Below are 25,967 nucleotides of genomic sequence, written 5' to 3'. Positions count from 1 at the left end.
TGCTCTAACGGTTGAAACGTCCCCGATTGCCGACATTCGCCAATTGATCCTCCTGCTGGATCAGCGCGCGCCGTTGCTCTGGATGCGCCGCAACCAGGGTCTCGCCGGCATCGGCACGGCACTGCGGCTCGAGTTCTCCGGCCCGACCCGCATGCAGGATGCCGCAGCCGCCTGGCGCGATGTCGTCGCGGCGGCCACCGTGACCGACCCGTTGGCGCGCACGGGCACGGGCCTGCTCGCGTTCGGCACCTTCGCCTTCGACGACTCCTCCAGCCAGACCAGTGTGCTCATCGTGCCCGAGGTGATCGTTGGCCGTGAGGACGGCCAATGCTGGGTCACCCGCATCTGGCCCACCGGACAGGCCGCCCCCGAGATCCCGCTGGCACTGCAGCCGCTCGGCGACGAGTACCGCATCTCGCTGCTTCCCGGCGCGCTGACGCCGGCCGGCTACCGTGAGGCCGTCTCCGCCGCCGTCACCCACATCGGCGACCGCGACCTGAGCAAGGTCGTGCTGGCCCGCGACCTCGTCGGGCATCTGCCGGCCGAGTCCGACCTGCGGCGGCTGCTGACCGAGTTGGCCCTTGGCTACCCGGACTGCTGGACCTACGCCGTCGACGGGCTCGTCGGCTCGAGCCCGGAGACCCTGATCCGCGCCGACCACAACGAGGTCAATGCCCGGGTGCTGGCCGGCACCATCTCCCGCGGGGCGGATGCAGCGGCCGACCTCGAGGCCGCCCTCACCCTGGCCACCTCCAGCAAGGACGGCGACGAACACGAGTTCGCCGTGCAGAGCGTGCTGGCCGCGCTCCGCCCGCACACCTCGGTGCTCACCACGAGCGAGATCCCGTTCACGGTCAAGCTGCCCAATCTCTGGCACCTGGCCACCGACGTCGAGGGCACCCTGAGCGACGGGTCCACCTCCCTCGACCTCATTGCGGCGATGCACCCGACCGCCGCGGTGGCCGGCACCCCGACGCAGGACGCGCTCGCGCTCATCCGCGAGCTGGAGCCCTTCGACCGCGGCCGCTACGCCGGGCCGGTGGGCTGGGTGGGCGCCGACGGCGACGGCGAGTGGGCCATCGCGCTGCGCTGCGCGCAGGTCACCCCGGCCGGGGACGTCACCGCGTACGCCGGCTGCGGCATCGTGCTGGACTCCGACCCCGACCGCGAACTGGCCGAGACCAAGATGAAGTTCCGCCCCGTGGTGGAGGCGTTCGGCTAGAGCCGGCTCGGTGCACCGCGTCGGTTAGCCCGGCAGGTTGTTGATCTGCTCCACGAACGAGATCACGATGATCACGTCGATCACGATGTTGGTGATGACCGCGAGGGCCGAGAGGATCAGGGCGGTGAGGCCGAGTTCCGGCCGGTTCGAGCGCCGCTTGGCCAACAGCCCCAGAACGACGCCGATCACACCGAGGATCAGGCCCAGCACGGGCAGCCATCCGCCGAGGAACGCGACGATGCCGGCGACCATGGCCCAGCGGGAGAGCTGGTCGGCCCGCGGATGCACCGGATGCACCGGCGATGGGAGGGTGGGCCTGGTGGGCGACTTGCCGGTCATGCTGCACTCCTCGAGGCCTGTCCGCCACGACGTGGCGCAACCAAGCAACGGTACCAAACCCGCTGCCGACACGGACGGCGCCGGTTCGCTCGCCCGCCGGCCCGCCCGCTTCCTCGCTGAACGGGCGACAGTTGCGAGGTCAGGCGGCCAGGTGGGCCCGCCAGCCGCCGGTGGCCGTGATGTCGGCGGCGCCAGCGGTGGCGATCGGCTCGCAGAGGAACCCTTCCACCTGGCTGCCGTCGGCCAGCACTACTCGCCCGATGGCCATCGGCTGCGGCAGCGCGGCCACGAACCGGCCGAAGGATGCCGCGTCCAGCGCCCAGAGTTCGACCTCGATGGGTGCCCCCTCCCCCTGGGCCACGCGCACCAGGCCGGGCTTGGGCGGCACGGTGTCCAGGGCGAAGAGGCGGTAGTCGGCCGAGGTGGTGGTGGTGGCGAGCAGCCGGCCGTCCAGCGCAGTGAGCTGGTGGTTCAAGGGCTGCCCAGAGAGGTGCGCGCCCGCCACAGCCAGCACGATCTCGTCCAGCCGTGCCGCGGCCGGTGCTGAGGGCTGGTCACCCGCACCGGCACCCACAATGCGGCGGGCCAGGCCGGCCAGCCGGGCGTCCGTGAAGGCCGGGCCCACCAGCTGCACGCCGAAGTGGGTCTCGCCCACCATGCCGCCGGGCACCGCGATCGCGGCCAGGTCGAGCAGGTTGGCGAAGTTGGTGAACCGGCCCAGTCGACTGTTCACGGCGATGGGCTCAGCGGCCACCTCGGCCAGGGTCGGGTGCTCCACCGTGGTCGGCAGCAGCAGCGCGTCGATGGTCGTGAACACCTGCCGGCTCCGCACCCGTTCCACGTCGAGGGCCTCCAGATCGCTGAAGAGCCGGTGCGCCGGCACGTCGCGGGCGCCGGACACTATGGCGCCCACGACGGGATCGACCTCGTCGGGGTGCGCGTCCACGAAGGTGCCGACGGCCGCGTACCGCTCGGCCACGAAGGCGCCCTCGTAGAGCGTCCGCGCGGTGCGGAGGAACGGCTCGATGTCGACCTCGACGAGCTCGGCGGCGCCGGCGCGCAGCCGGGCGACGACGTTCTCGAACGCCTCGGCCCAGCCGGGTGCGAGCTCGCCGAGCTGGCCGGGGCGCGGGATGCCGATGCGCGCGCCACGACCGCCGGCGGAAGCCGAGGTGGCAGCGCCGGGGGCACCCCCGCCGGCCGGGTCCACCCGGGACAACGGGTCGCGCTCGTCGAAGCCGGCCATCATGCCGGCCACCTTCTCGGCCAGGTCGAGGTCGGCGGCGAGCACCGTCACGCAGTCCAGCGACCGGCAGGCCGGCACCACGCCCGCCGCAGAGACCAGCCCGCGGGTCGGCTTGATCCCCACGAGGCCGTGGAAGGCCGCCGGCACCCGGCCGGAACCGGCCGTGTCGGTGCCCAGGGCGAAGTCGACCAGGCCGAGCGCCACGGCAACGGCGGAGCCGCTGCTCGACCCTCCCGAGATGTACTCCGGCCGGAACGCGTGCCGCACGGCGCCGTAGGGGCTGCGGGTGCCGACCAGGCCGGTGGCGAACTGGTCGAGGTTGGTGGCACCCAGGCACACGGCACCGGCGGCGCGGAGCCGGGCGACGGCCGTCGCATCCGTCTGGGCCACCTCACCGTAGGCCGGGCAGGCCGCGGTGGTGACGAGGCCTTGGATATCGAGGTTGCCCTTGGCCGCGAAGAGCAGCCCGGCCAGCGGCAGGTCGGCGCCGTCCAGTAGTCGGCGCTCCACCTCGGCGGCCTCGGCGTGTACCTCGGCCTCCGGCCGCAGCTCGACCCACACCTCGGGCCGGTCGACGTCCGCGATGCGGGCGTAGGCGCGGGAGACGGCATCCGTCACGGTCGAGCCGACATTCTCCGCCGGGCTCATGCTGCCTCCTCCCGTTCCACGATCACCAGGACCGAGCCGGGCGCGACGCTGTCGCCGGCGGCCGCGAGCATGCTCACCACCCGCCCGTCGAAGGGCGCCACCACGTGCGCCTCCATCTTCATCGCCTCGAGCGAGACCAGGGTCTGTCCGGCTGCGACACTGTCGCCCACCGCCACATCGAGCCGGAACACGCTCGCGGTGAAGGGCGCCTCGACGCCCTCACAGCCGGGCGGCACCACGACGGCGGCGGCGGAGACCACCGGCGCCAGGGCCGCGGCGTCGTCGCGGTCGAACTCACCGGACTCCTCCCAGGCGTGCCGCTCGGCCGCGAACGCCTCGCCTTGCTGCGCGCGGAACTCGGCGATCGAGTCGGCGTTCTCGGCGAGGAAGGCCTCGTACTCCTTCATCGAGAACTCGCCTTCCTCGATCCGGATGGGCAGCCGGCCGGCCTTCATCTCGGCGCGCATCTCGAGCAGGTCCTCCGGCAGCACCGGGTACCAGCTGATGCGGTCGAAGAACTTGAGCAACCACGGCACCCCCTCGGCGAACGGCCCGCGCTGCGCGTGCGTGGACCAGATCGGCACCGTGCGGCCCACGAACTGATAACCGCCCGGGCCCTCCATGCCGTAGATGCAGAGGTAGGCGCCGCCGATGCCCACGGCGTTCTGCGGCGTCCAGGTGCGCGCAGGGTTGTACTTCGTGGTCACCAGGCGGTGCCGCGGGTCCAGCGGCGTGGCCACGGGCGCGCCCAGGTACACGTCGCCGAGCCCCAGCACCAGGTACTCGGCCTCGTAGACGGTGCGCATCACGTCGTCCACCGAGGCGACGCCGTTGATACGGCGGATGAACTCGATGTTCCACGGGCACCACGGGGCGTCGTCGCGCACCCCGGAGATGTAGCGTTCGATGGCCTCGCGGGTGGCCGGGTCGTCCCACGACAGCGGCAGCGACACGGTGCGGCTGGGCACGGTGAGCTCGCTCGTTGCGGGCAGGCCGGCTTCGACGGCGGCCACGATGTCGAGCAGCTCGGGCAGCGGCAGCAGGTCGGGATTCACATGCACCTGCAGCGAACGGATACCGGGGGTCAGGTCGATGATGCCGGGCAGGTCACCGTCGTCCCAGCGCTGCTGCAGCACCGCGGCGAGCGCATGCACCCGCATCCGCGAGGCGAGGTCGAGGACCATCTCGCCGTACTCCACGAGCAAGTTGGCGTCGCCGCTGCGGCGGAAGGTCATGGCCGGGCTGGTCGCCGTGGCGGGCAGGCTCCGCAGGATGCCGCCGTCGACCGTGGGCGCGCGCCCGGCGGTGACCGCCAGGGTGGGGTCCAGCCGCAGGGCGTGGGCCTGCCGGTCGTCCACGGGCACGAACTCCACGGTGTCGCCCGGGCGCAACTGGCCGAGCTTCCAGAGCTGACCGCTGGGCACCGTGGCCGGGCAGGTGAAGCCGCCCAGGCTCGGGCCGTCCGGGCCGAGCAGAATCGGGAGGTCACCGGTGTAGTCCACGGCGCCCACCGCATACGGGGTGTCGTGGATGTTCGACGGGTGCAGTCCGGCCTCGCCGCCGTCGTTCCGGGCCCATTCGGGTTTCGGGCCGACCAGCCGCACGCCGGTGCGGGCGGAGTTGAAGTGCACGGCCCAGCGGGTGTTGTGGAACACCTCGATGTCGGCCTCGGTGAAGAACTCCGGGGCGGCGTGGGGGCCTTCCAGGGCGGCGATGCGCCACTCGGAGGTGAACACCGGGCGTTCACGCGCGGGCACCTCCCGGGGCGCGGCCACGGGCATCCGTCCGGTGAGCGCGACGATGTCGCCGGTGCGGAGGGCCCGGCCGGCGGCGCCGCCCATCTCACCCAGGTCGAAGGTGGCGGCGCTGCCGAGCACCAGCGGCACGTCGAGACCGCCGGCCACGAGCAGGTAGCTGCGCATGCCGGTGCGGGGCGTGCCCACGGCCAGCGTCGCCCCGGCCGGCACGGCCACCGGGGTCCACTGCGGCTGGTCGACACCGTCGACGGTGAGGGGGGTGGGCGCCCCGGTGAGCATCACGGTTGCGGCGGTGTGGAAGCGCAGGGTCGGCCCCTGCATGGTGATCTCCAGGCCCGCCTCCCCCTCGGCGTTGCCGAGTGCGGTGTTGCCGAGCCGGAAGGACAGGTCGTCCATGGGCCCCGACGGCGGGATGCCGACGGCCCAGTAGCCGGTGCGGCCGGGCCAGTCCTGGATGGTGCAGAGCAGGCCGGACTTCACGACCTCGAACCGGGGGCTGGTGTTGTGGATGCCCGCGAGGGTGTCGGTGGAGTGGGTGGCGGCGCGCACCGTGGGATCGGCGGCGATCGACCGGAGCAGCCCCAGGTTGGTGGCGACCCCGTCCACGCGCACGTCGGCGAGGGTATCGGCGAGGGCCTGCCAGGCGGCCTCGCGGGTGGCACCGTGGGTGATCACCTTGCTCAGCAGCGGGTCGTAGTGGGTGCTCACCTCGGCGCCGGCTTCGAGCCAGCTGTCGATGCGGGCCGCGTTGGCCAGGGTGCCGTGCGGATGCACCACCCGGGTGACGGTGCCGGCGCTGGGCAGGTTGCCGAGATCGGTGTTCTCGGCGTAGACCCGGGCCTCCACCGCGAAGCCGCTCGCGACCAACGGTGTCTGCACCACGGTCGTGTCACCGAGGGCCAGGCGCAGCATCCACTCGACCAGGTCGATGCCGTAGACGGCCTCCGTGACCGGGTGTTCCACCTGCAGGCGAGTGTTCACCTCGAGGAACGCGGCCTCCTGCCGCACCGGGTCGTAGATGTACTCCACGGTTCCAGCCGACCGGTAATCGACGGAGGCGCAGAGCCGGCGAGCGGCGTCGGCGATGCTCTCGCGCACGTGGTCGGGCAGGTCGGGCGCCGGGGCCTCCTCGGCCACCTTCTGGTTGCGGCGCTGCAGGCTGCAGTCGCGGTCGCCGATGCTCACGACGCTGCCGAGCCCGTCGCCGAAGACCTGCACCTCCACGTGCCGGGCGCCCACGACGAGCCGTTCGAGGAAGACGCCGGAGGAGGAGAAGCTGGCCCCGGCGATGCGGGTGACGTTCTCCCAGGAGCCGGCAAGTTCGGCGGCGTCGTGACAGGCCTGCATACCGATGCCGCCGCCGCCGGCAGTGGCCTTGAGCATCACCGGGTAGCCGATGGTCTCGGCCGCGGCGAGCGCATGCTCGAGGCTGTCGAGCAGGCCGGTGCCGGCCAGCAGCGGCACCCCGGCGGCCGTGGCGGCGTCGCGGGCGGTGTGCTTGGTGCCGAACAGGTCGAGTTGCTCGGGCGTGGGGCCCACGAAGACGATACCGGCGGCCTGGCAGGCGCGGGCGAAGTCGGCGTTCTCGGAGAGGAACCCGTAGCCGGGGTGGATGGCGCCGGCGCCGTGTTCGAGGGCGGCGGCAATGATCAGGTCGCCGCGCAGGTAGCTCTCCGCGGCGGGCGACGGGCCGAGCAGCACGGCCACGTCGGCCTGGTGCACGTGCAGGGCGCCCCGGTCGGCCTCGGAGTAGACGGCCACGGTCTTGAGCCCCATGGCGCGGGCGGTGCGGATGATGCGCACCGCGATCTCGCCGCGGTTGGCGATCAGGACGGTGTCGAAGGCGCTCATGCGGACACTCCCGCGCTGATGATCATCTCGGCCCGGCTCGGGTTGAAGCCGTTGCAAGGGTTGTTGATCTGCGGGCAGTTGGAGACCAGCACCAGGGTGTCCACCTCGGCGCGTAGCGACACCGACAGACCGGGTGCGGAGATCCCGTCGACGATGCCGAGCGCGCCGTCCGGGTCGACGGGCACGTTCATGAACCAGTTGATGTTCGACACCAGGTCGCGTTTGCCCAGTCCCCGGCGGGAGCCCTCGGCCAGGAAGTTCTCCACGCAGGCGTGCTGGGCGAAGGTGTGCAGGCCGTAGCGAAGGGTGTTGGACTCCTTCGAGCAGGCACCGCCAAGGGTGTCGTGTCGGCCGCAGTCATCCGCGATGATCGTGAGCAGGGCGGTCGATTCGTTGTCGCGCAGCACGCTGCCCACGGTGAGGTACACGCTGTCCTGCTCCTGCAGGGTGGCCTGGGCGCTGTAGGCCCGGTCGGTGTCGTCGGCGGCGTAGGCGAGGAAGTCCACGGCCTGGTTGCCGTCGAGATCGACGATGGTGAGCACCTGGCCGGCCTTGATCACGGCCGACCAGGGCGCACGGGCGGCGACGGTTTCGCGGGAGATCTCGGCGCCGAAATCGACGGCGGACGCTGCAGCGGATGGGACGGATGCGGTGGCGGTGGTCATTTCAGTCCCCTTGCGGCGAGGTAGTCGGCGGTGTTCACGAAGGCACGGCGGCCCTCGGGGCTGGCGGTCCAGAGCGGGTCGTCCGGCATCGTGGGCGTATCCGCCCAGGCGAGCACCTCGAGCGGGGTCGAGACGAACTCGGGGCGGTCGTCGAGCGGATGCGCCGTGTTGGCGATGAGCACGATCACGGGCATCTCGGTGCGGAGCGTCACACTGGCTCCGGCCCCGGCGCTGCCGGTGAAGCCGGGGTGGCCGTCGGCGTCGACCGTGACGCCCTGGAAGTACGAGACGCTCGGCGGCAGGTCCCGGCGGGTGAGGCCGTTCTTCGCCGCGGCCAGGGCGAACAGTTCGCGGCCGGCCGGCGTGGGCCCCTGGGCGGAGCCGTCGCCGTACCTGGCGGTGTTGCGCGCTGCTGTGCTGGTGCCGAAGAGCGTGTCGTGCCTACCGGAGGCATCGGCCACCGAGCTGTCGGCCACAACACTGTCGGCCACGGCGCTGTCGGCCATCACCGTGGCGAGCACCCGCCCCTGGTCGGAGAGCAGCAGCTGGCCCGGCGCCGTGTAGACCTGCCACTGCACCTTGACGGTGTCGGCCACGTTGAGACGCTCGAAGGGCTGATCGACGTTGTAGAGCAGCACGTGTGCGCAGGCGTCGCCGGCGAGGTCGGTCAGCCGCAGTGTGGTGCCGCGGGCGAGCACCTTCTGGGTGTACCCGCCGCCGGCGACGGTCTCGGCCCAGACCAGACGGTCCGCGTCCAGCCCTGCGGGCGGCGCCGGCCAGGCCGTGGCCGGGCGCACTGGAGCGGCCTGAACGACGGTGCCCTCCTGCGCCCTGGCGTGTTCCCGGGCTCCCGAGGTCGTGGAGGTGGTGGACGATGACGCTGCTGCTGCAGGCACGGTTTCTGCTGGCACGGTGGCTACTCCCTGTCCGTCGACCACGGTTTTCGATCAACTGATAGAAACTAAACCGCGGCGCGGTGTCGCCGCCGTGTCTCCCGTATTAAGAGCGTGTTACGGGCCTTTCCGACAGGCGCACCCCTTACCCGCGCGATGCACACCGGCCCCGGGCATCCGCCGACTGAGTTAACACGATCGTTGCAATCCAGAAAGACCGCCGTGACAGTCAGCGGGCTGAATTGCATTATCGATCGGTTGACCGAAAGTCTCCCGGCGTTACCTGCTCGCCCCACAGGTTGACCGACTGGGCGGCCAGCACAGCCATCCGCACCCAGCCGCAGCGCCTAGTCAGGAGAAACCATGATCGTCATCGGGGTGGGCATCAGTGTCCTCATCGTTCTCATCGTCGGAATCGTCGTCGCCCGGAAGGTCGACGGCGACAGCGCCAACTACCTCGTCGCCGGGCGCAGCCTCGGCGTCCCCCTCGTGGCGGTGTCGTTGATGGCCGCGGCCGTCGACAGCAACGCCACCGTCGGCAACACCGACCTCACCTCCGGCTACGGTTTCTGGGCCGGCGCCTCGCTGGCCATCGGCCTGGCCGTCTGCCTGCTGATCTCCGGCCTCTTCCTGGCCAAGCCGATGAACAAGCTCAAGCTCTACACGCTCGCCGACTTCTTCCGCCGCCGCTACGGCCGGGTTGTCGAGGCGGGCTCGTCGGTCATCATGATCTTCTCGTTCACCATCCTGCTGGCCGGCAACCTCGTGGCCGTCGGCTTCCTGCTCGAACGTTTCGCCGGCATCGACTACGTCTGGGGCATCATCCTGTCGGTGTCGCTGGTGCTCGCCTACACGCTCGCCGGCGGTCTGTTCTCGGATGCCTACACCGCCGCCATCCAGACCGTCATCACCGTCGTGGCCTCCATCGCCCTGCTCGGCTGGGTCGTCATCAACTTCGGCATCATCGTGCCGGCCGGCATGGGTCCGTTCGACCTCGGCCAGCTCACCGACCCCGCCCAGGGCGCCCCGATCAACTGGGCCACCCTGATCTCGCTGGGCATCGGCGACCTTGTCGCCATCGACTTCATGCAGCGCATCTTCGCCGCGAAGTCGCCCGAGGTTGCCCAGAAGTCCTGCTTCTACGCCGCCGGCGGCACCTTCGTGATCGGCATCATCTACGCCCTCGTCGCCCTCACCACCACCGCGGCACTCGGACTGTCCACCGCCGACGGGCCCATCCTCTACACGCTGCTCGGCGACTACGCGCCGCCGCTCCTGGCCGTGCTGGTGCTCTCGGGCATCGTCGCCGCGTCGTTCTCCACCGCAGCCGGCGCCATCCTGGCCACCTCAGCCATCGCGGTGCGCAACATCTTCGGTGTGCGCCGCATCGTCTCCGGCGGCGGCGACCCGTTGCTGCGCTGGACCCGCGTGGCGATGGTGCCGATCGTCGTGATCGGCGTGCTGCTGGCGATCCGGGTCAGTCAGACCGGCATCCTGCTCACCTTCGCGTTCGACCTGATGCTGGCCTGCCTGGCCGCGCCGCTCGTGCTGGGCCTGTTCTGGAAGCGCCCCGGCGCCAGTGCCGTGATCGTCGGCGCGCTGCTCGGCTTCACCGTGCGCATCACCCTGCTGGCGCTCACGCCCACCATGTACGGCGTGCCGAACGACCTGTTCTACATTCCGAACACCATCATCACGGCCGACCTCGACGGCTGGACCACCATGATCTCCGCCGCAGTGGGTATCGGCTCGTTCGTGCTCGTGGCCCTGCTGCACCCGCGCACGCTGCGCGAGCAGGAGCAGGAGCTGCAGGTCGAAGAGGAGCTCTCCCAGGAGCAGGCTGCCCTCCTCGAGCCCGTCGCCTGACCCTCCTGTTTCGCTCCCGCGAACTGTGAGTCAAGCCCCGGAATCTCCCGAATTCCGGGGCTTTTCTCGCGGCTCGCGGTGGGGGCGCTAGCGCTGGAGGGGGACCTCGACGAGGGTGGGGCCCGTGACCGGCGCAGTGAGGGCCGTCTCCAGGGCGCTGCGGGTGCCGGCGCGCACGTAGGCCCAGCCGTAGGCGGCCGCCAGGGACTCCAGGTCCACCTGTTGCGGGGTGAAGAGCACCCGGTCCACGGCCGTGGGGCTGGCTGTTGCGGCCACCTCGAGGCCGTCGAAGATGGTGCCGCCGCCGTCGTTGCCCACGACCACCTGCACCCGCGGGCGTGTCTCCCCTGGCGCGATGAGCAGCGACCCGACGTCGTGCAGCAGGGTCACATCGCCCACCAGCAGCCGGGTCGTGCCGCTCGAAAGCGGATGCTCACCCGCTTGGCTGGCCAGCGCGATACCCACGGCCGTGGCGACGGTACCGTCGATGCCGGCCAGGCCGCGGTTGGCGTGCACGGGGATCTTCTTGCCGGTGACCCGGGTGTCCAGTTCGCGGATCAGCCGGGACGCGCCCAGCACCAGCCGGTCGTGCGGCCAGGAGGCCCGCCACACCGCGTCGGCGAGCATGGCCCGGGTCACCGGGGCCTTCATCGCCGCGAACTCGGCCTTGGTCATGCCGTGGGTTCCGAAGGCGGGCGTATCCAGCTGTGTGTCGCCGGCCAGGATGGCCCGGCTCGTCATCACCCAGCGGCCCGTCCAGGCGCGCGCTTCGCGGGTTCCCGCGGCGGTGATGGCCTCGGCGGAGGCGGTGACGGTGCGGGCGAAGCCGGACACCCGGTGGCCCGGGTTGTACCACTCGGCTCCAGCCGGAGCCACGACGACGGTCTCCACCCCGTCTCGCTGCACGAGCGCCGGCACCTCGCGGCTCAGGGTGGGGTGGCCGAAGACGATCACGCGCTGCACCTGGCCGCCGAAATCGGCGTCGCGGATCAGCTCCCGGTAGGCCACGACGAGGTTGGGCCCGAACCGCGAGCCGCTGGACACCTCGGCCACCAGCGGCCAACCGGCCGTGCGGGCGAGCTCCTCTGCCGCCGGACCGGCGCCGGCGCCGGCGACCACAATCGTGCGGGGCCCGGCTTCGAGCAGCACGGCTGCGGCGATGACTGCGCCGGTGCCCCCTGGAGTTCCAGCGTGGGCGGCGGGGTCGGCCTCGTCGGCGATGCCGTCGACGGCGTTGCCCGCACCGGCATCCGCGGGGCTGGTGGCATCGAGGACGCCGGCGAGGTCAGTCTCCGGTCCGGCAACCGCGAGGTCGACCGCGGCCGACAGTGGTTCCCGGAACGCCAGGTTCAGGTGCACTGGACCGGGATTGAGCGTGCCGGTGCCGAGGGAGGCCCGGTAGGCCCGGCCGGCCAGGAGCACGGCAAGACCGGCCTCTCCGGCGCTGCCGTCTGGGGCATCCACGTCGTCGCTCAGCCGCACGGCGCCCGCGAAGATGCCGGGCTGCACGGTGGTCTGGTTCGATCGGATGCCCCGTAGCTCAGCGGGCCGGTCCGCCGTGAGCAGGATCATCGGCACCATTGAGTGGTGCGCCTCGAGCACGGCGGGGTGCAGGTTGGCCACGGCGGTGCCGGAGGTGCAGACCACGAGCGCCGGGCGGCCGCTCTCGATCGCGAGCCCGAGCGCCAGGAAGCCGGCGCCGCGCTCGTCGATGCGCACGTGCAGGCGCAGCAGGCCGAGCCGCTCGAACTCTGCGGCAGCCAGGGCCAGGGCCTGCGAGCGCGATCCGGGGCTGAGCACGAGATCGCTCACGCCCAGGCGCACGAACTCGGCCAGCAGGGCCACGCTGAAGTCGGTCGCCGGGCTGCCGCTGGGCGCGACGGGCGCCAGACGCGGTGCGGCGTCACCCGGCAGGGTGGCGGGCGCCTCGGGTGTCGATCCGGTCTGAGCTGCCGCCTCAGGCATCCCGTCGGCCCGGCTGGTCACCGTCACCGGGGTCGGTGTTCTTCGGGTCGACCCCAGCGGTGCCGGGGTGCGAGCTCGGCCCGGCGTCGGGCGGGTCCATCTTGTCGAAGTCGGCGAGTTCCTGCTCCAGGTCGCGGATGCGCTGTTCCTGGTCCTTGGCGCGGTCCAGGCCGCGCAGGAAGTCGGGGTCGTCATCCGGAGCCATCGAGCGCGTCACCCGGGCGCCGGGGCCCGCGGCGCTGCTGCGGCGTCCGCGGCCGATCAGCAGCCACAGCACGGCGCCGATCACCGGGATGAGGACTATGACGAAGACCCACACCCAGCGTGGAAGACCGCGTATGCGATTGCGGTCGAACACCGCGCAATCCACCAGCGCATAGATGGTGAGAATGACGACGACGACTCCGAGGCCGAACAACAGGCGGAACATGCCCCAATTGTAGGCCGGTCGCCCGAGAGATCGGTGAGTGCCGGTCAGGAGCACGTTCTAAGCTGGATTCATGAAAGCTGTTCCAGCGTGGTTGGTGTTCACCGTGCTCCGCGTCCTGATGTTCGCGGTGCCGTTCGTGATCCTGCTCGTGCTGGGACTCGAGGGTTGGCTGGCCGCCGTTCTGGCCGCCATCATCGGCCTCTGCCTGTCGTACATCTTCCTGCGCAACCCGCGAAACAGCGTCTCCCGCGACCTCTATGAGGTGCGGCACCGCGCGAAGGAACCCGTGCACCCCGACGCCGAGTCCGAGGATGCCGCGGTCGACCGGGCCGAATCCGAGCAGGAACGCGAGCAGCAGGCGCGAGCCGAGCAGGAGCTCACGGACCAGCCGCCCAACGACCAGCGCTCCAACCTGGCCTAAGCCCCGGCCGGGTCTTCCCGCCCGCTATGGGCCTGCAGTTCGGCCGCGCCCGCCAGCATCTCCCGGAACGCCCGCAGCGCCGGCGCCTCCAACCCGGCCTCGCGTTGGGCCGTGAAGATCGTGCGGCGCGGGTCGCCGGGCAGCGGCTCGAGCCGGCAGGTGTTGCTGCGCCCGGTCCAGACCAGGTCGGGCATCAGGCCCACCGCGTTGCCCGACTCGATCAACCGGATCTGCGCCTGCAGGTCGGCGGTCTCGAAGCGCACGTCGGGCTCGAAACCGGCGCTGCGGCAGAGCTGCTCGGCGAAGTGCCGGGAGGCCGTGCCGCGCGGTTCCATCACCCACGGCAGCCGGCCCGCCTCGGCGAGCGTGCCGACGGGCCAGAGCGCGGCATCCGTGGCCGGCAGCGCCAGGTGGATGGCGTCGGTCGTCAGCTCGCGCCGGTGCAGGCCCGGCAGCCACGGCGTCGAGTGCGCGGGGTACTGCTCGGCGATGACCAGGTCGAAGTCGCGGGCCCAGGTCTCGTGCAGGGCCTGCTCGGGTTCCCGCTGCACCATCTCCACGCGCACATCGGGGTGCTGCCGGGTCATCATCGCCAGGGCCGTAGGCATGAGCGCCAGCGCCGCGGACTGGAAGACCGCCACCCGAACGGTTCCCCGCACGGTCGTGTGCGAGGTGCGCAGCGCCGCCTCGGCCCGCTCCAGGGTGTCGAGCACCTCGCCGGCTGATGCCACCAGCAGCTCGCCCTGCGGGGTGAGCCGCAGGCGGCGCCCGGCCTTGCGGGTGAGCTGCGCCCCGGCCTCCTTCTCCAGCTGGCTGAGCTGCTGCGACACGGCGGACGGGCTGAGCAGCATAGCCTCGGCGACGGCGGCGATGGTGCCGCGGATGGACAGCTCGCGGAGCAGGATCAGGCGGCGCACATCGAGCATCAGGGGCCTCCAAAGCATCAGCTGAGCTGAATCTTATCAATCAGTATTCGCTACTTCTTCTAAAGCGTTCGGCTGCAGATACTGAGTGGATGCCGCGCACTCCCCCGCCGCGGCCGACCCTCTGGAGCACCATGACCGACCTCGCACCCCGGCCGCACGGCGAGCAGACGACCGGCACCCCGTCCGGCCTGTTCGCCGCCGAGACGATCGCGCTCGTGCGCCGCTGGCTGGCCGAGGCGTCCGGGTTCCCGGTGGACGGATCGGCCGCGCAGCTCGCCGGGGTGCTGCGCGATCCCCAAGGCCTCGCCTTCACGGTCGGCTTCGTCGACGGAGTCGTGCGCCCCGAAGACCTGCGGGTCGCCGCGCGCACGCTGGCCCGGATCGCACCAGACGTGCCCGCCTTCCTGCCCGCGCCGATGCGCGCCGCCGTGCGGCTCGGCGGCTTGACGGCACCGCTGCTGCCCGGGGTCGTCGTGCCGATCGCGCGGCGGGTACTGCGCCACATGGTGGGCCACCTCATCATCGATGCCACGGATGCCAGGCTCGGCCCGGCCATCGCCAAGATCCGCGGCGAGGGCATCCGGCTCAACGTCAACCTGCTCGGCGAGGCCGTGCTCGGTGAGGGCGAGGCCGCCCGCCGCCTGGCCGGCACGCACCGGCTGCTGGCCCGCGACGACGTGGACTACGTGTCGATCAAGGTCTCCTCCACCGTCGCGCCGCACAGCCACTGGGCGTTCGACGCCGCCGTGGCCGGCATCGTGGAGCACCTGAAGCCGCTCTTCGCCCGCGCGGCAGCGGCCCCGCGGCCCAAGTTCATCAACCTCGACATGGAGGAGTACAAGGACCTCGACCTCACCATCGCGGTCTTCACCGAACTGCTCGACCGGCCCGAATTCGCCTCGCTGGAGGCCGGCATCGTGCTGCAGGCCTACCTGCCCGACGCCCTCGGGGCCATGATCCGGCTGCAGGAGTGGGCGGCGGCCCGCCGGGCCCGCGGCGGCGCCGGTATCAAGGTGCGCCTGGTCAAGGGCGCCAACCTGCCGATGGAGCAGGTGGAGGCGGAGGTGCACGGCTGGCCTCTGGCCACCTGGCACACCAAGCAGGAATCGGACACCAACTACAAGCGGGTCGTGGACTACGCGCTCACCCCCGACCGTATCCGCAATGTGCGCCTGGGCGTGGCCGGCCACAACCTCTTCGACATCGCCTGGTCCTGGCTGCTGGCCGGTCAGCGCGGAGTGCGTGACGGCATCGAATACGAGATGCTGCTCGGCATGGCGCAGGGACAGGCCGAGGCCGTGCGCCGCGACGTCGGCAGCCTGCTGCTCTACACGCCGGTGGTCTCGCCCGCCGAGTTCGACGTGGCCATCGCCTACCTGATCCGCCGGCTCGAGGAGGGCGCGTCCAGCGACAACTTCATGTCGGCCGTGTTCGAACTGCACGACAACGAGGCGCTGTTCGCCCGCGAACAGGCGCGTTTCCTGGCATCCCTGGACGCGCTCGACACGGCCGTGCCCGCGCCGCACCGGGTCGTCGACCGCTACGCAGCCGTGCCGGCGCCGTCAGCGGACGCCTTCGAGAACACCGCAGACACCGATCCTTCCGTGGCCGCCAACCGCGACTGGGCGCTGCAGATCCTCGGCCGCGTGCCCGGCTCCAGCCTGGGCGTCGACACCATCGAGGCGGCCCGGGTGACGGATGCGGCGGCCCTGGATGCCGTGCTCGCCGATACCGCCGCCGCCGCGTCCGGTTGGGCCGCGCTCGGTGCCTCCGGCCGGGCAGCCGTGCTGCACCGCGCCGGCGAGGCCCTCGAGGCCCGCCGTGGCGACCTGCTCGAGGTGATGGCGGCCGAGGCCGGCAAGACCATCGACCAAGCCGACCCCGAGGTGTCGGAGGCCGTCGACTTCGCGCACTACTACGCTGGCCTCGCCCGGGAGCTCGAGGAGGTCGACGGTGCCCGGTTCACACCCGCGTCGATCACCCTGGTCACCCCGCCGTGGAACTTCCCCGTCGCCATCCCGGCCGGGTCGGTGCTCGCCGCCCTGGCGTCAGGCTCCGCCGTGGTGCTCAAGCCCGCCGGGCCGGCCGAACGCTGCGGTGCCGTGATCGCCGACATCCTCTGGCAGGCCGGCGTGCCGCGAGACGTGCTGCGCCTGGTCCAGGTACCCGAAGACAGCCTGGGCGCACATCTGATCGCGCACCCCACGGTCGACCGGGTGATCCTCACCGGCGCCTACGAGACCGCCGAGCTGTTCCGCAGCTTCCGCCCCGACCTGCCGCTGCTGGCCGAGACCAGCGGCAAGAACGCGATCATCGTCACGCCGAGCGCCGACCTCGACCTGGCCGTCAAGGACGTCGTCTCCTCGGCATTCGGGCACGCCGGCCAGAAGTGCTCGGCCGCATCCCTTGTCATCCTGGTGGGCTCCGTCGCCACGTCGCGCCGGTTCCGCACCCAGCTGCAGGATGCGGTCGCCTCGCTCACCGTGGGCTACCCGGAGAACCCGGCCACCCAGATGGGCCCGGTGATCGAACCCGCAACGGGCAAGCTGCTCGACGGGCTCACCGTGTTGGGCGCCGGGGAGAGCTGGCTGCTCGAGCCGCGCCGGCTCGATGATTCCGGCCGGCTGTGGAGCCCGGGCCTGCGCGACGGCGTGCAGGCCGGGTCGGCCTTCCACCTCACCGAGTACTTCGGCCCGGTCCTGGGCATCATGACCGCGGCCACCCTCGAGGAGGCGATCGACCTGGCCAACGCGGTCGACTACGGCCTCACCACCGGCCTGCACGCCCTCGACCCGGCCGAGATCGGCACCTGGCTGAACAGCATCCAGGCCGGCAACCTCTACGTGAACCGCGGCACCACCGGGGCCATCGTGCGCCGGCAGCCGTTCGGCGGCTGGAAGAAGTCGGCCGTGGGCCCTGGCACCAAGGCGGGAGGACCGAACTACCTCGTCGGCCTGGGCTCGTGGACCCGCGTCCCGGCCACCGCCGGCGCGGCCGTCACGCATCCGGTCGTCGAGGCCGTCCTCGCGGCGGCGACGCCTGGGCTGAGCACTGCCGACGCCGAGCTGCTGCACCGCGCGCTGCGGAGCGACGCCCTGGCCTGGGCAGAGCGCTTCGGCGGGGCGGCCGACGTGTCGGGTCTCGCCGCCGAACGCAACGTGTTCCGGTACCGGACGCCGGCGGCCCCCGTCGCCATCCGCCTGGCCGCCGGCGAACCTCTGGTGTCGCTGGTGCGGGTTGTGGCCGCGGCCTCGCTCACCGGCGCGCCCGTGACGGTGTCGACGGCCCTGGCCCTGCCGTCAGCGCTGACGGATGCTCTCGCGCCGGCCCTCAGCGCACCGCTCACGGTGGAAGACGACGACGCCTGGCTGGCCGGAGCGGGCCAGCGCGGCGGCGGGCGGCTCCGGCTGCTCGGCGCCCCGGCGGGCTCGGCGGTGCACGGCGCGCTGGTGGAGGTCACCGGCGGCCGGCCCGACCTGGCGGTCTGGGCTCAGCCGGTCACCGAGGCGGGCCGGGTGGAGCTGCTCCCGTTCCTGCGCGAGCAGGCTGTGAGCATCACGGCGCACCGGTTCGGCACCCCGAACCACCTCACCGACGCCCTACTCTGACCCCAACTCAACTGTTCCCGAAGCGGACAAGGGACTAGCTGGGCTGATCAGAGGCCGTTAGAGCGCGAAGGCCAGCCCGAGCAGGATGCCGTAGAGCAGCGCGGCCAGGCTGGTGAGCTTGAGCGCCAGGATCAGTTCCTTCGCGGTGGTGGCCGTGGCCACGATGAGGGCGGCCGGCAGGGCCAGCAGCAGCACGAAGAAGGTGTACCAGGCCAGCGGGTAGAACAGGGCGAAGAACCCGGCGATGGCGAACGGCACCAGCAGGAACACGCAGAACACCACGCGAGACGCCTTCGCGCCGATCCACACGGCGAGGGTGCCTTTGCCGGCCACCTTGTCGGGCTTGATGTCGCGCAGGTTGTTGACCATCAGCACAGCGCAGGCGATCAGCCCGATTGCGACGGCGCTCAGCCAGCTCTCCAGGTTGACGGTGCCCACCTGCACGTAGGTGGTCCCGGTGGTGGCCACGAGGCCGAAGAATACGAAGACGAACAGTTCGCCCAGGCCCAGGTACCCGTAGGGCTTCTTGCCGCCGGTGTAGAACCATGCCGCCACGATCGCGGCCGCACCCACGGCCAGCAGCCACCAGTACTGGCTCACGATCACGAGCACGAGGCCGGCCACGGCGGCCAGGCCGAAGAAGACCAGGGCCACGGTGAGCACGGTGCGCGGTTTGGCCGCTCCCCCGCCGGTGAGCCGGGCCGGGCCGACCCGGTGGTTGTCGGTGCCGCGGATACCGTCGGAGTAGTCGTTCGCGTAGTTCACGCCGATCTGCAGGCACACCGCCACCACCAGGGCGAGCAGGGCCCGCACCCAGTGGAACTCGCCGTTGCCGGCGGCCACGACGGCCGCGCCGGTGCCCAGCGCCACGGGGGCGATGGCCAGGGGCAGGGTGCGCAGGCGAGCGCCGGAGATCCAGTCGCCGGCCGTGGCCGGGCCGGTGCGCACGGCACCGGTCACGACACCGCTCTTCCGAGCCGGGTTGCCCGACTTGGCCGGGTTCTTCGGCCGGTTCGCGGCCGGCCGCGACGGCTGGGATGATTTCTGCTGGTTGGGCCGCGAGGGCCGAGCTCCGTTTGCCACGCACTCATGTTAGTGGCCCCGGCTGCGAGCGACTCAGTCCGCCGTCGGAGCCTGCCCGGAGTCCAGCGCGGCGGCTCCCACGCGTGCCTGCAACGCCCGGCGGTCGGGCTTTCCGGAGGCGAGCAGGGGAAGGGCCGGCACCGTCACGAGGCGCGCCGGTCGGGCCGCCGGGCCGAGTGCCGCGGCCACGGCGCCCCGCACGGTCTCGAGCTCCGGCACGACGGCAGCGTTCACGGCGGCAGCCGGCAGCCCGGCGGCCACCACGACGACCGGCACCTCGCCCCACACCGCATCCGCTGCACGCACCACGCAGGCGTCGGTGAGGCCCGGCAGGGTGCGCACCAGGCGTTCGACGGCGTCGAGAGACACCTTCTCTCCGCCGGAGATGATCACGTTGTCGGCCCGGCCGGTCACGCTCACGGTGCCGTCCGGGGTGACCGCGCCCAGGTCGCCGGTGCGGTACCAGCGCACCCCGTCGTGTTCCACGAAGCGCTCCCCGGTGAGGTCTTCGTCGGCCAGGTAGCCTTCCGCGAGCATCGAGCCGCTGATCTCCAGCTGCCCGTCGACGGTGCGCACCACGGCGTTGCCGATCGGCGCCCCGTCGTACACGCAGCCGCCGGCGGTCTCGGACGAGCCGTAGGTGCGCACCACCCGCACCCCGAGGGCCTCGGCCCGGCCGATCAGCTCGGCCGACACCGCTTGGCCGCCCACGAGGATGCCGGTGAACCGGCGCAGCACGGTCAGCAGCGCCGGGTCGCCCGGCGCGGCACCCAGCAACCGGGCCAGCTGCACGGGCACCAGCGAGGTGAACCGCAGCGGCTCGGTGAGCCGGCCGGCGTGGGCGGCGAAGACGGCGGGGTCGAAGTGGCCCGGGGGCAGCAGTACGGGTTCGGTTCCGGCGGCGATGGACCGAACGAGCACCTGCACCCCGGCGATGTAGTGCGCCGGCAGGGCCAGCAGCCACTGGCCGTCGCCGCCCAGGTGCACCCCCGATGCCGCCGCGGAGGCCAGGAGCGCGTCAGTGCTGAGCATGACCCGTTTCGGCCGCCCTGTCGACCCCGAGGTCTCGATCACCACGGACACGTTCCGCGGCACGCGGCCCAGGTCGCCGCGGCTCGCCACCGCGCCGGGCTCAGCGGGCACCGGCAGCAGCGCCGGGCCGTCGTTCGCGAGCGCCAGGCGCAACTCGGCCAGAAAGCGCAGCGGGTCGCCGACGGGTACGACGCGGAGGTCTCTCACGATGCGATCACCGCGGTATCGCTAGAACTGCCAGGGGTACGGCGACCAGTCCGGTTCGCGCTTCTGAAGGAACGAGTCCCGCCCCTCGACGGCCTCGTCGGTGCCGTAGGCGAGTCGGGTGGCCTCACCGGCGAAGACCTGCTGGCCGACCATGCCGTCGTCGACCGCGTTGAAGGCGAACTTGAGCATGCGGATGGCCGTGGGCGACTTGGTCAGAATGGTGCGCGCCCAGTCCAGCGCCTCGTTCTCCAACTCGGCGTGCGGCACCACGGCGTTGATCGCTCCCATCTCGAGCGCGCGCTGGGCGGAGTACTCGCGGGCGAGGAAGAACACCTCGCGCGCGGCCTTCTGGCCCACCTGGCGGGCGAAGTAGGCGCTGCCGTAGCCGCCGTCGAAGGAGCCGACGTCGGCATCCGTCTGCTTGAACTTGCCGTGCTCGGCGCTGGCAATGCTGAGGTCGCAGACCACGTGCAGCGAGTGCCCGCCACCGGCCGCCCAGCCCGGGATCACGGCGATGACGACCTTGGGCATGAACCGGATCAGGCGCTGCACCTCGAGGATGTGCAGGCGGCCACCCCTGGCCTTGTCGATGCCCGTGGCGGTCTCACCCTCCGCGTACTTATAGCCGTCCCGCCCACGGATGCGCTGGTCGCCGCCCGAGCAGAACGCCCAGCCGCCGTCGCGGGGGCTCGGGCCGTTGCCGGTGAGCAGCACCACGCCGATCTGCGGGTTGGTGCGGGCGTCCTCCAGTGCGGCGTAGAGCTCGTCGACGGTCTGCGGCCTGAAGGCGTTCCGCACCTCGGGCCGGTTGAAGGCCACCCGGGCGATGCGTCCGGTGATGTCGTGGTGGTACGTGATGTCGGTGAGGGAGGCGAAGCCGTCCACCGAACGCCACTGGGAAGGATCGAAGATCTCAGAAACGAGTTCGGGCATGGGATCAGCCTACGCGGCGGGGTCGATGGCGAGTTGGCTGAGAGAGTTGAGGGCGTTTCAGGTGTACCTCCTCCGAGGGCATCGCGTCAACCCCTTGAACGGGTTCAATCCCCGGCTGTGTACTTATCTCACCCGAACGACCCGGAGGTGGTCATGTTTGATAACAGCCCCTCGGCACCCGACACCGCGTTACCCGAACACGCACCCGTCACCAGCGCCGAAACCACGCCCTCTGTCCTGCCCTACCCGACACAGCATGAGATGCCCCAGTTGAAGCCGAGCGCCCGTACCGCGCCCGACCCCGACTACACCGACGTGGAGATCACTCCGCTGTCGCCCACCGAGTGGCGCGTCGCCGATCACACGATCACGCGGGACGACCCTTCGGCCCTTCTCGGCTTCATTCAGATCGTGGGCAGCGCCTTCGAGGTCACCAATCTCGGCCGGCCCCGCGAGCGTGCTTACTTCTCCTCCTTTGACCGTGCAACCGCAAGTCTTCTGCCCCGGGAGGTTCTCGCATGACGACCATCGTCCACACACCCGCCACCTCAACGACCGCCCGGACCGCAGCCACCACTACGGCGCCCGCCCGCACGTCAGCGCCCACCCGTCAGCCGGCCCCCACGCGACCGGCCGCCGAGCCCAGCGAACCCAGCACCGGGTACACCCCCTCGGCCGCCGCCAGCGCCTCCGCCACCTCCCGGTACAGCCGGGCGTCGACGGATGCGTTCGGCGACTACCTGCGCCGCATCGGCAAGGGGCCCCTGCTCTCGGCCGAGGACGAGGTGGACCTCGCCCGCAAGATCGAGGTGGGCCTGTTCGCCGAAGAGAAGATGTCCCGCGCCGCCGCCGACGGGGTGGACCTGTCCGCCGAGTTCAAGCGGGAACTCACCTGCCTGGTCTTCGAGGGCAGACGCGCGAAGAACCACTTCATCGAGGCCAACCTGCGCCTGGTGGTGAGCATCGCCAAGCACTACTCCGGCCGCGGGGTCCCGATCATGGACCTCGTACAGGACGGCAACATCGGACTGGTCCGTGCCGTCGAGAAGTACGACTTCATGACCGGTTTCAAGTTCTCCACCTACGCCACCTGGTGGATCCGTCAGGCCATCCACCGTGGCATGGCCGACAAGTCGCGCATGATCCGCATTCCGGTGCACACCGCCGAGAAGCTCAACAAGATCAAGCGCATCCGCCGTGACCTCACCAGCACCCTCGATCGGGAACCCACGCTCAAGGAGATCGCGGAGCTCTCCCAGATCGCGGTGCGGGATGTCTCCCGGCTGCTGCAGTACGACAACGAGCCGATCTCTCTGCACGCCCCTGTCGGTGACGGCATCGGGGACATCGCGGAGCTGATCATCGACGACGACCTGCCGCAGCCCGACGAGTGCGCCACGATCACTCTGCGCGCGGCCGACATCACCTTCTACCTCGATGCTCTTCCGGACCGGGAGCGTTCCATCCTCACGGCCCGCTTCGGGCTCACCGGGGAGGAACCGCGCACCCTCGACCAGATAGCGGTCATCCAGGGGGTGACCCGTGAGCGTGTGCGTCAGATCGAAAAGCGCGCTTTGGCCCTCCTAAAGGTGCCACGACTCGAGAGGTATCTGAGGGACTAGAAGCAGAAACCGGCGTACCGTGTCAGCAAACCCAAATAACGGAGTGGTGCAATGGGCAAGCTGACGTACGATTCGAGCCTCACGGCGGACTTCGATGATCGGGTCCTCGCCCATCTCCAGGTTGTGATCGGCGCGAAACTGCGCCGGGGCGAGGCCTTCTATTTCACGTGGCGTGATGACCCCCAGGGTGGTGACGGCCGGAGCACCATTTGGATGCATCCGAGCATTCCACTGGCCTACAAGTACTTTGGGGGTCGTTCGCCGAGCCTGAACCGTGACTGGATCGAGGCCCTGATGTTGACCGCGAATTCGTCCGGTGGCCTGCAGATCGTGCCCGAACCGCACCGACTCGGGTCCACTTCGGTAGTGAAGGATGACTCGTGAGCCGCATCGACATCGTCTACGGCGGCAAGCCGTACACTCTCGGCGATCGCACCGTCGAGTCACTGCGTGCCGAGATCACCGCGGCCGTGACCAGCGGGGTGCCCACCTGGCTCCGCGTCAACAGCGGGGCCGGCCGCTATCAGGACGCCTACCTGCTCGTCTCCCCGGGCACCGCGATCGCGATCGTGGATGTGCAGCCCAATGCGCCGGACGTCATCCTGACCGACGAGCAGACCTTCATCGCCGATTCCACCGAATGAGCCGGTCCAAACCGCTCAAGCGGATGCTGGCACACTAGAGCCATGCTCCCCTCACTGCACGACGTGCTCGCCACCGCCCGCGTGGTCGACCTCCCCCTCGTCACCCGTTTTCGCGGCCTCACGAGCCGGGAAGCCGTGCTGATCGAGGGCCCGGCCGGCTGGTGCGAGTTCTCCCCCTTCGTCGAGTACGACGACGAGGAGGCCGCCGCCTGGCTGCGGGCAGCACTGGAGTTCGGTTGGCAGGAGACCCCGGCGCTCTTGCGCGACCGGGTGCCAGTCAACGCGACGGTCCCGGCCATCGACGCGGACGCCGTCCCCGCCCTGTTGGCCCGCTTCCCCGGGTGCCGCACCGCCAAGGTGAAGGTCGCCGATCCCGGCCAGACCCTCGCCGAAGACGTGGAGCGTGTGCGCGCCGTGCGCCGGGTGCTCGGCCCGGAGGGACGCATCCGTGTCGACGCGAACGGGCTGTGGAACCTCGACGAAGCCGAACACGCCATTCACGCTTTGGCCGAGTTCGACCTCGAGTACGTGGAGCAGCCCTGCGCGTCGATCGACGAACTCGCCGAGATCCGCCGCCGCACCGACTACCTCGACCTGCCGATCGCGGCCGACGAGAGCGTGCGCAAGCAGGCCGATCCGCTCCTGGTGTCGCGCTCGGGAGCCGCGGACCTGCTCGTGGTCAAGGTGCAGCCGCTCGGCGGCATCCGTGCGGTGCTGGCCATTCAGGCCGAGACCGGCCTGCCCCTCATCGTCTCCAGCGCCCTCGACACCTCGGTGGGTATCTCCATGGGTGCGTTCCTGGCCGGGGCGTTGCCCGAGCTGGACTACGACTGCGGCCTGGCCACGGCGTCGTTGCTGGCCGCCGATGTCACCCACGACCCGCTGCTGCCGGTCGGTGGCAGCATCCCGGTTCGTCGCGTGGTGCCGGATGCCGACCTGCTGGACACCTATGCCGCGAGCGCCGAGCGCCGCGACTGGTGGCTCGCCCGGATCACCCGCGTGCACGCGCTCCTCGCCGACTGACCGCCGGGCACCACCTACGAGCACGTCGCGAGCCATCCTGCGAAACAGCACCATCCCGTCGGTCGAGCCTGTCGACGCCCTGCTGAGCCTGTCGAAGTAGACCCCGCAAGCCGACCTCGCCTACGCAACAACACACGCGCACGTCGCGCGGTCTCGACGAGCTCGACCAACGATCGGTCGCGACACACACGCACGTCACCAGGTCTCGACGAGCTCGACCGACGACCGGTCACCGCCCACACGCACGTCGCGAGCGATCCTGCGAAACCGCACCATCCCGTCGGTCGAGCCTGTCGAGACCCCGCAAGCCGACCTCGCCTACGCAACAACACACGCGCACGTCACCAGGTCTCGACAAGCTCGACCGACGATCGGTCACTGCCCACACGCACGTCGCGCGCGATCCTGCGAAACCGCACCATCCCGTCGTTCGAGCCTGTCGACGCCGTGCTGAGCCTGTCGAAGTAGACCCCGCAAGCCGACCTCGCCAACGCAACAACGCTAGGCCTCGACGAGCTCGACCGACGACCGGTCGCGATACATACGCGGGTTGCGGCCGGGGCGACCGGGGCGCCGCGGCGGGCTAGAGGCCGGAGTAGGCGTGCAGGCCCTTGAAGAAGACGTTCACGATGCCGAAGTTGAACATCACGGCGGCGAAGCCGATGATGGCCAGCCATGCCGAGCGCGATCCGCGCCAGCCGCGGGTGGCCCGCGCGTGGATGTACCCGGCGTAGATCACCCAGATGATGAAGGTCCACACCTCTTTGGTGTCCCAGCCCCAGTACCGGCCCCAGGCGCGTTCGGCCCAGATCGACCCCGCCATGAGGGTGAAGGTCCACAGGATGAAGCCGATGATGTTGACCCGGTAGGCCAGGTTCTCCAGCGTGAATGCCGTGGGCAGCGTCTTGAGGAACTTGAGCCGGCCGGGCTTGTCGGTGCCGGCCTGCTCTTCGCGCCGGGACTGCAGCAGCTGCACGAAAGAGAGCGCGAAGCCCAGCGCGAAGAAGCCCGTGCCGAGCGACGCCACGAACACGTGGATGACGAGCCACACCGACTGCAACGCCGGCGGCAGCGGGGCGACCTCGACGTAGTACTGCAGGGCGCCGATGCCGAGCAGGATCAGGATCAGGCCCGTGACGAAGGTGCCGAGGAAGCGCAGGTCGGTGCGGGTGAGCACGATGAGGAAGACCGTGACGATGAGCAGCGTGCCCGTCATGGCGAACTCGTACATGTTGGCCCACGGCACCCGCTCGGCGGCGATGCCGCGGAGCGCGGCGGCCACAACGTGCAGGCCCCAGGCCAGCACGGTGAGCGAGACGCCCACGCGGAGGCTCGCGGAGCGCCCGTACGGCGTGACGGCGTCGTTGGCGATGCGCGCGCTGATGCGGGTGAGCGTCGTAGTGCCGCCCGCCACCGCCCCGGCCACCGAGGATTCACCGGCAGCACCGGATGCGGCGGCCGCGGCCTCCGAGTCGACGGCGGAGCTGCGCTTGGCCAGGTCGATCGCGAAGGCGATGAACGCCAGCGCGTACACGGCCATGGCCGAGTACAGGCTGAGGATCGAGAGCTCGTTCAGATTCACTTCT

General features: G+C 70.9%; 21 protein-coding genes. 9 read left to right on the top strand and 12 right to left on the bottom strand.

Features of this window, described 5'->3' with window-relative positions:
- Positions 1-43: 43 nt before the first annotated feature.
- Positions 44-1,222 carry an isochorismate synthase gene (locus PA27867_RS01320; protein WP_236900790.1) on the top strand — a complete coding sequence of 393 codons (1,179 nt, stop codon included), beginning with the start codon at positions 44-46 and terminating at the stop codon, positions 1,220-1,222.
- A gap of 24 nt (positions 1,223-1,246) precedes the next feature.
- On the opposite strand, the gene PA27867_RS01315 is transcribed toward PA27867_RS01320, so the two are convergent.
- From PA27867_RS01315 to PA27867_RS01295, 5 genes are all read right to left on the bottom strand, one after another.
- Positions 1,247-1,561 carry a hypothetical protein gene (locus tag PA27867_RS01315; RefSeq protein WP_066592164.1) on the bottom strand — a complete coding sequence of 105 codons (315 nt, stop codon included), beginning with the start codon at positions 1,559-1,561 and terminating at the stop codon, positions 1,247-1,249.
- Between the two features lie 139 nt (positions 1,562-1,700).
- On the bottom strand, positions 1,701-3,455 hold the full coding sequence (gene atzF, locus PA27867_RS01310; protein ID WP_066592152.1) for an allophanate hydrolase: 1,755 nt from the start codon (positions 3,453-3,455) through the stop codon (positions 1,701-1,703).
- Entirely contained in the window at positions 3,452-7,063 is a 3,612-nt protein-coding gene (gene uca / locus PA27867_RS01305) for an urea carboxylase (protein ID WP_066592144.1), read from the bottom strand. The genes atzF and uca overlap by 4 nt, the downstream gene beginning before the upstream one ends.
- Entirely contained in the window at positions 7,060-7,728 is a 669-nt protein-coding gene (locus PA27867_RS01300; protein ID WP_066592140.1) for an urea amidolyase associated protein UAAP2, read from the bottom strand. The genes uca and PA27867_RS01300 overlap by 4 nt, the downstream gene beginning before the upstream one ends.
- Positions 7,725-8,639 (bottom strand): urea amidolyase associated protein UAAP1, encoded by a 915-nt coding sequence (locus PA27867_RS01295; protein WP_236900789.1) that lies wholly within the window; start codon positions 8,637-8,639, stop codon positions 7,725-7,727. Before PA27867_RS01295 ends, PA27867_RS01300 begins: the two co-directional genes overlap by 4 nt.
- Before the next feature lie 345 nt (positions 8,640-8,984).
- Here PA27867_RS01295 and PA27867_RS01290 point away from each other — a divergent pair, with 345 nt between their 5' ends.
- Positions 8,985-10,487, top strand: a complete 1,503-nt coding sequence (locus tag PA27867_RS01290; RefSeq protein WP_066592128.1) for a sodium:solute symporter family protein — start codon at positions 8,985-8,987, stop codon at positions 10,485-10,487.
- A gap of 87 nt (positions 10,488-10,574) precedes the next feature.
- Here the strand turns inward: PA27867_RS01290 and menD are convergent, their stop codons facing one another.
- Together menD and PA27867_RS01280 are read right to left on the bottom strand one after the other, a co-directional pair.
- Entirely contained in the window at positions 10,575-12,452 is a 1,878-nt protein-coding gene (gene menD / locus PA27867_RS01285; protein WP_066598750.1) for a 2-succinyl-5-enolpyruvyl-6-hydroxy-3-cyclohexene-1-carboxylic-acid synthase, read from the bottom strand.
- Positions 12,445-12,882, bottom strand: a complete 438-nt coding sequence (locus PA27867_RS01280) for a PLD nuclease N-terminal domain-containing protein (protein ID WP_066592120.1) — start codon at positions 12,880-12,882, stop codon at positions 12,445-12,447. Before PA27867_RS01280 ends, menD begins: the two co-directional genes overlap by 8 nt.
- 70 nt (positions 12,883-12,952) lie before the next feature.
- Here PA27867_RS01280 and PA27867_RS01275 point away from each other — a divergent pair, with 70 nt between their 5' ends.
- Positions 12,953-13,303, top strand: a complete 351-nt coding sequence (locus tag PA27867_RS01275) for a DUF4229 domain-containing protein (protein WP_066592117.1) — start codon at positions 12,953-12,955, stop codon at positions 13,301-13,303.
- Here the strand turns inward: PA27867_RS01275 and PA27867_RS01270 are convergent.
- Positions 13,300-14,229, bottom strand: coding sequence for a LysR substrate-binding domain-containing protein (locus PA27867_RS01270; protein ID WP_066592115.1), 930 nt, complete (start codon positions 14,227-14,229; stop codon positions 13,300-13,302). The two genes, PA27867_RS01275 and PA27867_RS01270, sit on opposite strands and share 4 nt — an antisense overlap.
- Positions 14,230-14,318: 89 nt before the next feature.
- On the opposite strand from PA27867_RS01270, the gene PA27867_RS01265 reads away from it, so the two are divergent.
- Positions 14,319-17,837, top strand: a complete 3,519-nt coding sequence (locus tag PA27867_RS01265) for a proline dehydrogenase family protein (protein WP_157109070.1) — start codon at positions 14,319-14,321, stop codon at positions 17,835-17,837.
- A gap of 57 nt (positions 17,838-17,894) precedes the next feature.
- Here the strand turns inward: PA27867_RS01265 and PA27867_RS01260 are convergent, their stop codons facing one another.
- The 3 genes from PA27867_RS01260 to PA27867_RS01250 all read right to left on the bottom strand — a co-directional run bounded on the left by PA27867_RS01260 (position 17,895) and on the right by PA27867_RS01250 (position 21,092).
- Entirely contained in the window at positions 17,895-18,797 is a 903-nt protein-coding gene (locus PA27867_RS01260; protein WP_420480696.1) for a 1,4-dihydroxy-2-naphthoate polyprenyltransferase, read from the bottom strand.
- Between the two features lie 156 nt (positions 18,798-18,953).
- A complete protein-coding gene (locus PA27867_RS01255) occupies positions 18,954-20,162 on the bottom strand; it encodes an AMP-binding protein (protein WP_066592113.1) in 1,209 nt (402 codons plus the stop codon).
- 18 nt (positions 20,163-20,180) lie between these two features.
- Positions 20,181-21,092: a 1,4-dihydroxy-2-naphthoyl-CoA synthase gene (locus PA27867_RS01250; protein WP_066592102.1), complete on the bottom strand. Its 912-nt coding sequence runs from the start codon at positions 21,090-21,092 to the stop codon at positions 20,181-20,183.
- A gap of 153 nt (positions 21,093-21,245) precedes the next feature.
- On the opposite strand from PA27867_RS01250, the gene PA27867_RS01245 reads away from it, so the two are divergent.
- Genes PA27867_RS01245 through PA27867_RS01225 form a run of 5 tightly spaced genes read left to right on the top strand, consistent with a single transcriptional unit; the run spans position 21,246 to position 24,381 of the window.
- Entirely contained in the window at positions 21,246-21,614 is a 369-nt protein-coding gene (locus PA27867_RS01245) for a hypothetical protein (RefSeq protein WP_066592099.1), read from the top strand.
- Positions 21,611-22,714, top strand: a complete 1,104-nt coding sequence (locus PA27867_RS01240) for a sigma-70 family RNA polymerase sigma factor (protein ID WP_066592097.1) — start codon at positions 21,611-21,613, stop codon at positions 22,712-22,714. The genes PA27867_RS01245 and PA27867_RS01240 overlap by 4 nt, the downstream gene beginning before the upstream one ends.
- A gap of 51 nt (positions 22,715-22,765) precedes the next feature.
- On the top strand, positions 22,766-23,098 hold the full coding sequence (locus tag PA27867_RS01235) for an ATP-dependent DNA ligase (protein WP_066592088.1): 333 nt from the start codon (positions 22,766-22,768) through the stop codon (positions 23,096-23,098).
- A complete protein-coding gene (locus PA27867_RS01230) occupies positions 23,095-23,358 on the top strand; it encodes a hypothetical protein (protein WP_066592085.1) in 264 nt (87 codons plus the stop codon). Before PA27867_RS01235 ends, PA27867_RS01230 begins: the two co-directional genes overlap by 4 nt.
- 42 nt (positions 23,359-23,400) lie before the next feature.
- Positions 23,401-24,381 carry an o-succinylbenzoate synthase gene (locus tag PA27867_RS01225; protein ID WP_066592083.1) on the top strand — a complete coding sequence of 327 codons (981 nt, stop codon included), beginning with the start codon at positions 23,401-23,403 and terminating at the stop codon, positions 24,379-24,381.
- Between the two features lie 583 nt (positions 24,382-24,964).
- Here the strand turns inward: PA27867_RS01225 and ccsB are convergent.
- The gene (ccsB, locus tag PA27867_RS01220; RefSeq protein WP_157109313.1) at positions 24,965-25,921 is read right to left on the bottom strand and encodes a c-type cytochrome biogenesis protein CcsB; all 957 of its coding nucleotides are present in this window, start codon (positions 25,919-25,921) and stop codon (positions 24,965-24,967) included.
- Positions 25,922-25,967 lie beyond the last annotated feature (46 nt).

It is taken from the genome of Cryobacterium arcticum (assembly GCF_001679725.1).
Lineage (GTDB): Bacteria > Actinomycetota > Actinomycetes > Actinomycetales > Microbacteriaceae > Cryobacterium > Cryobacterium arcticum_A.
Note: the sequence above shows the minus strand (reverse complement) of the source record. Positions and strands in the feature narration are given on the sequence as shown.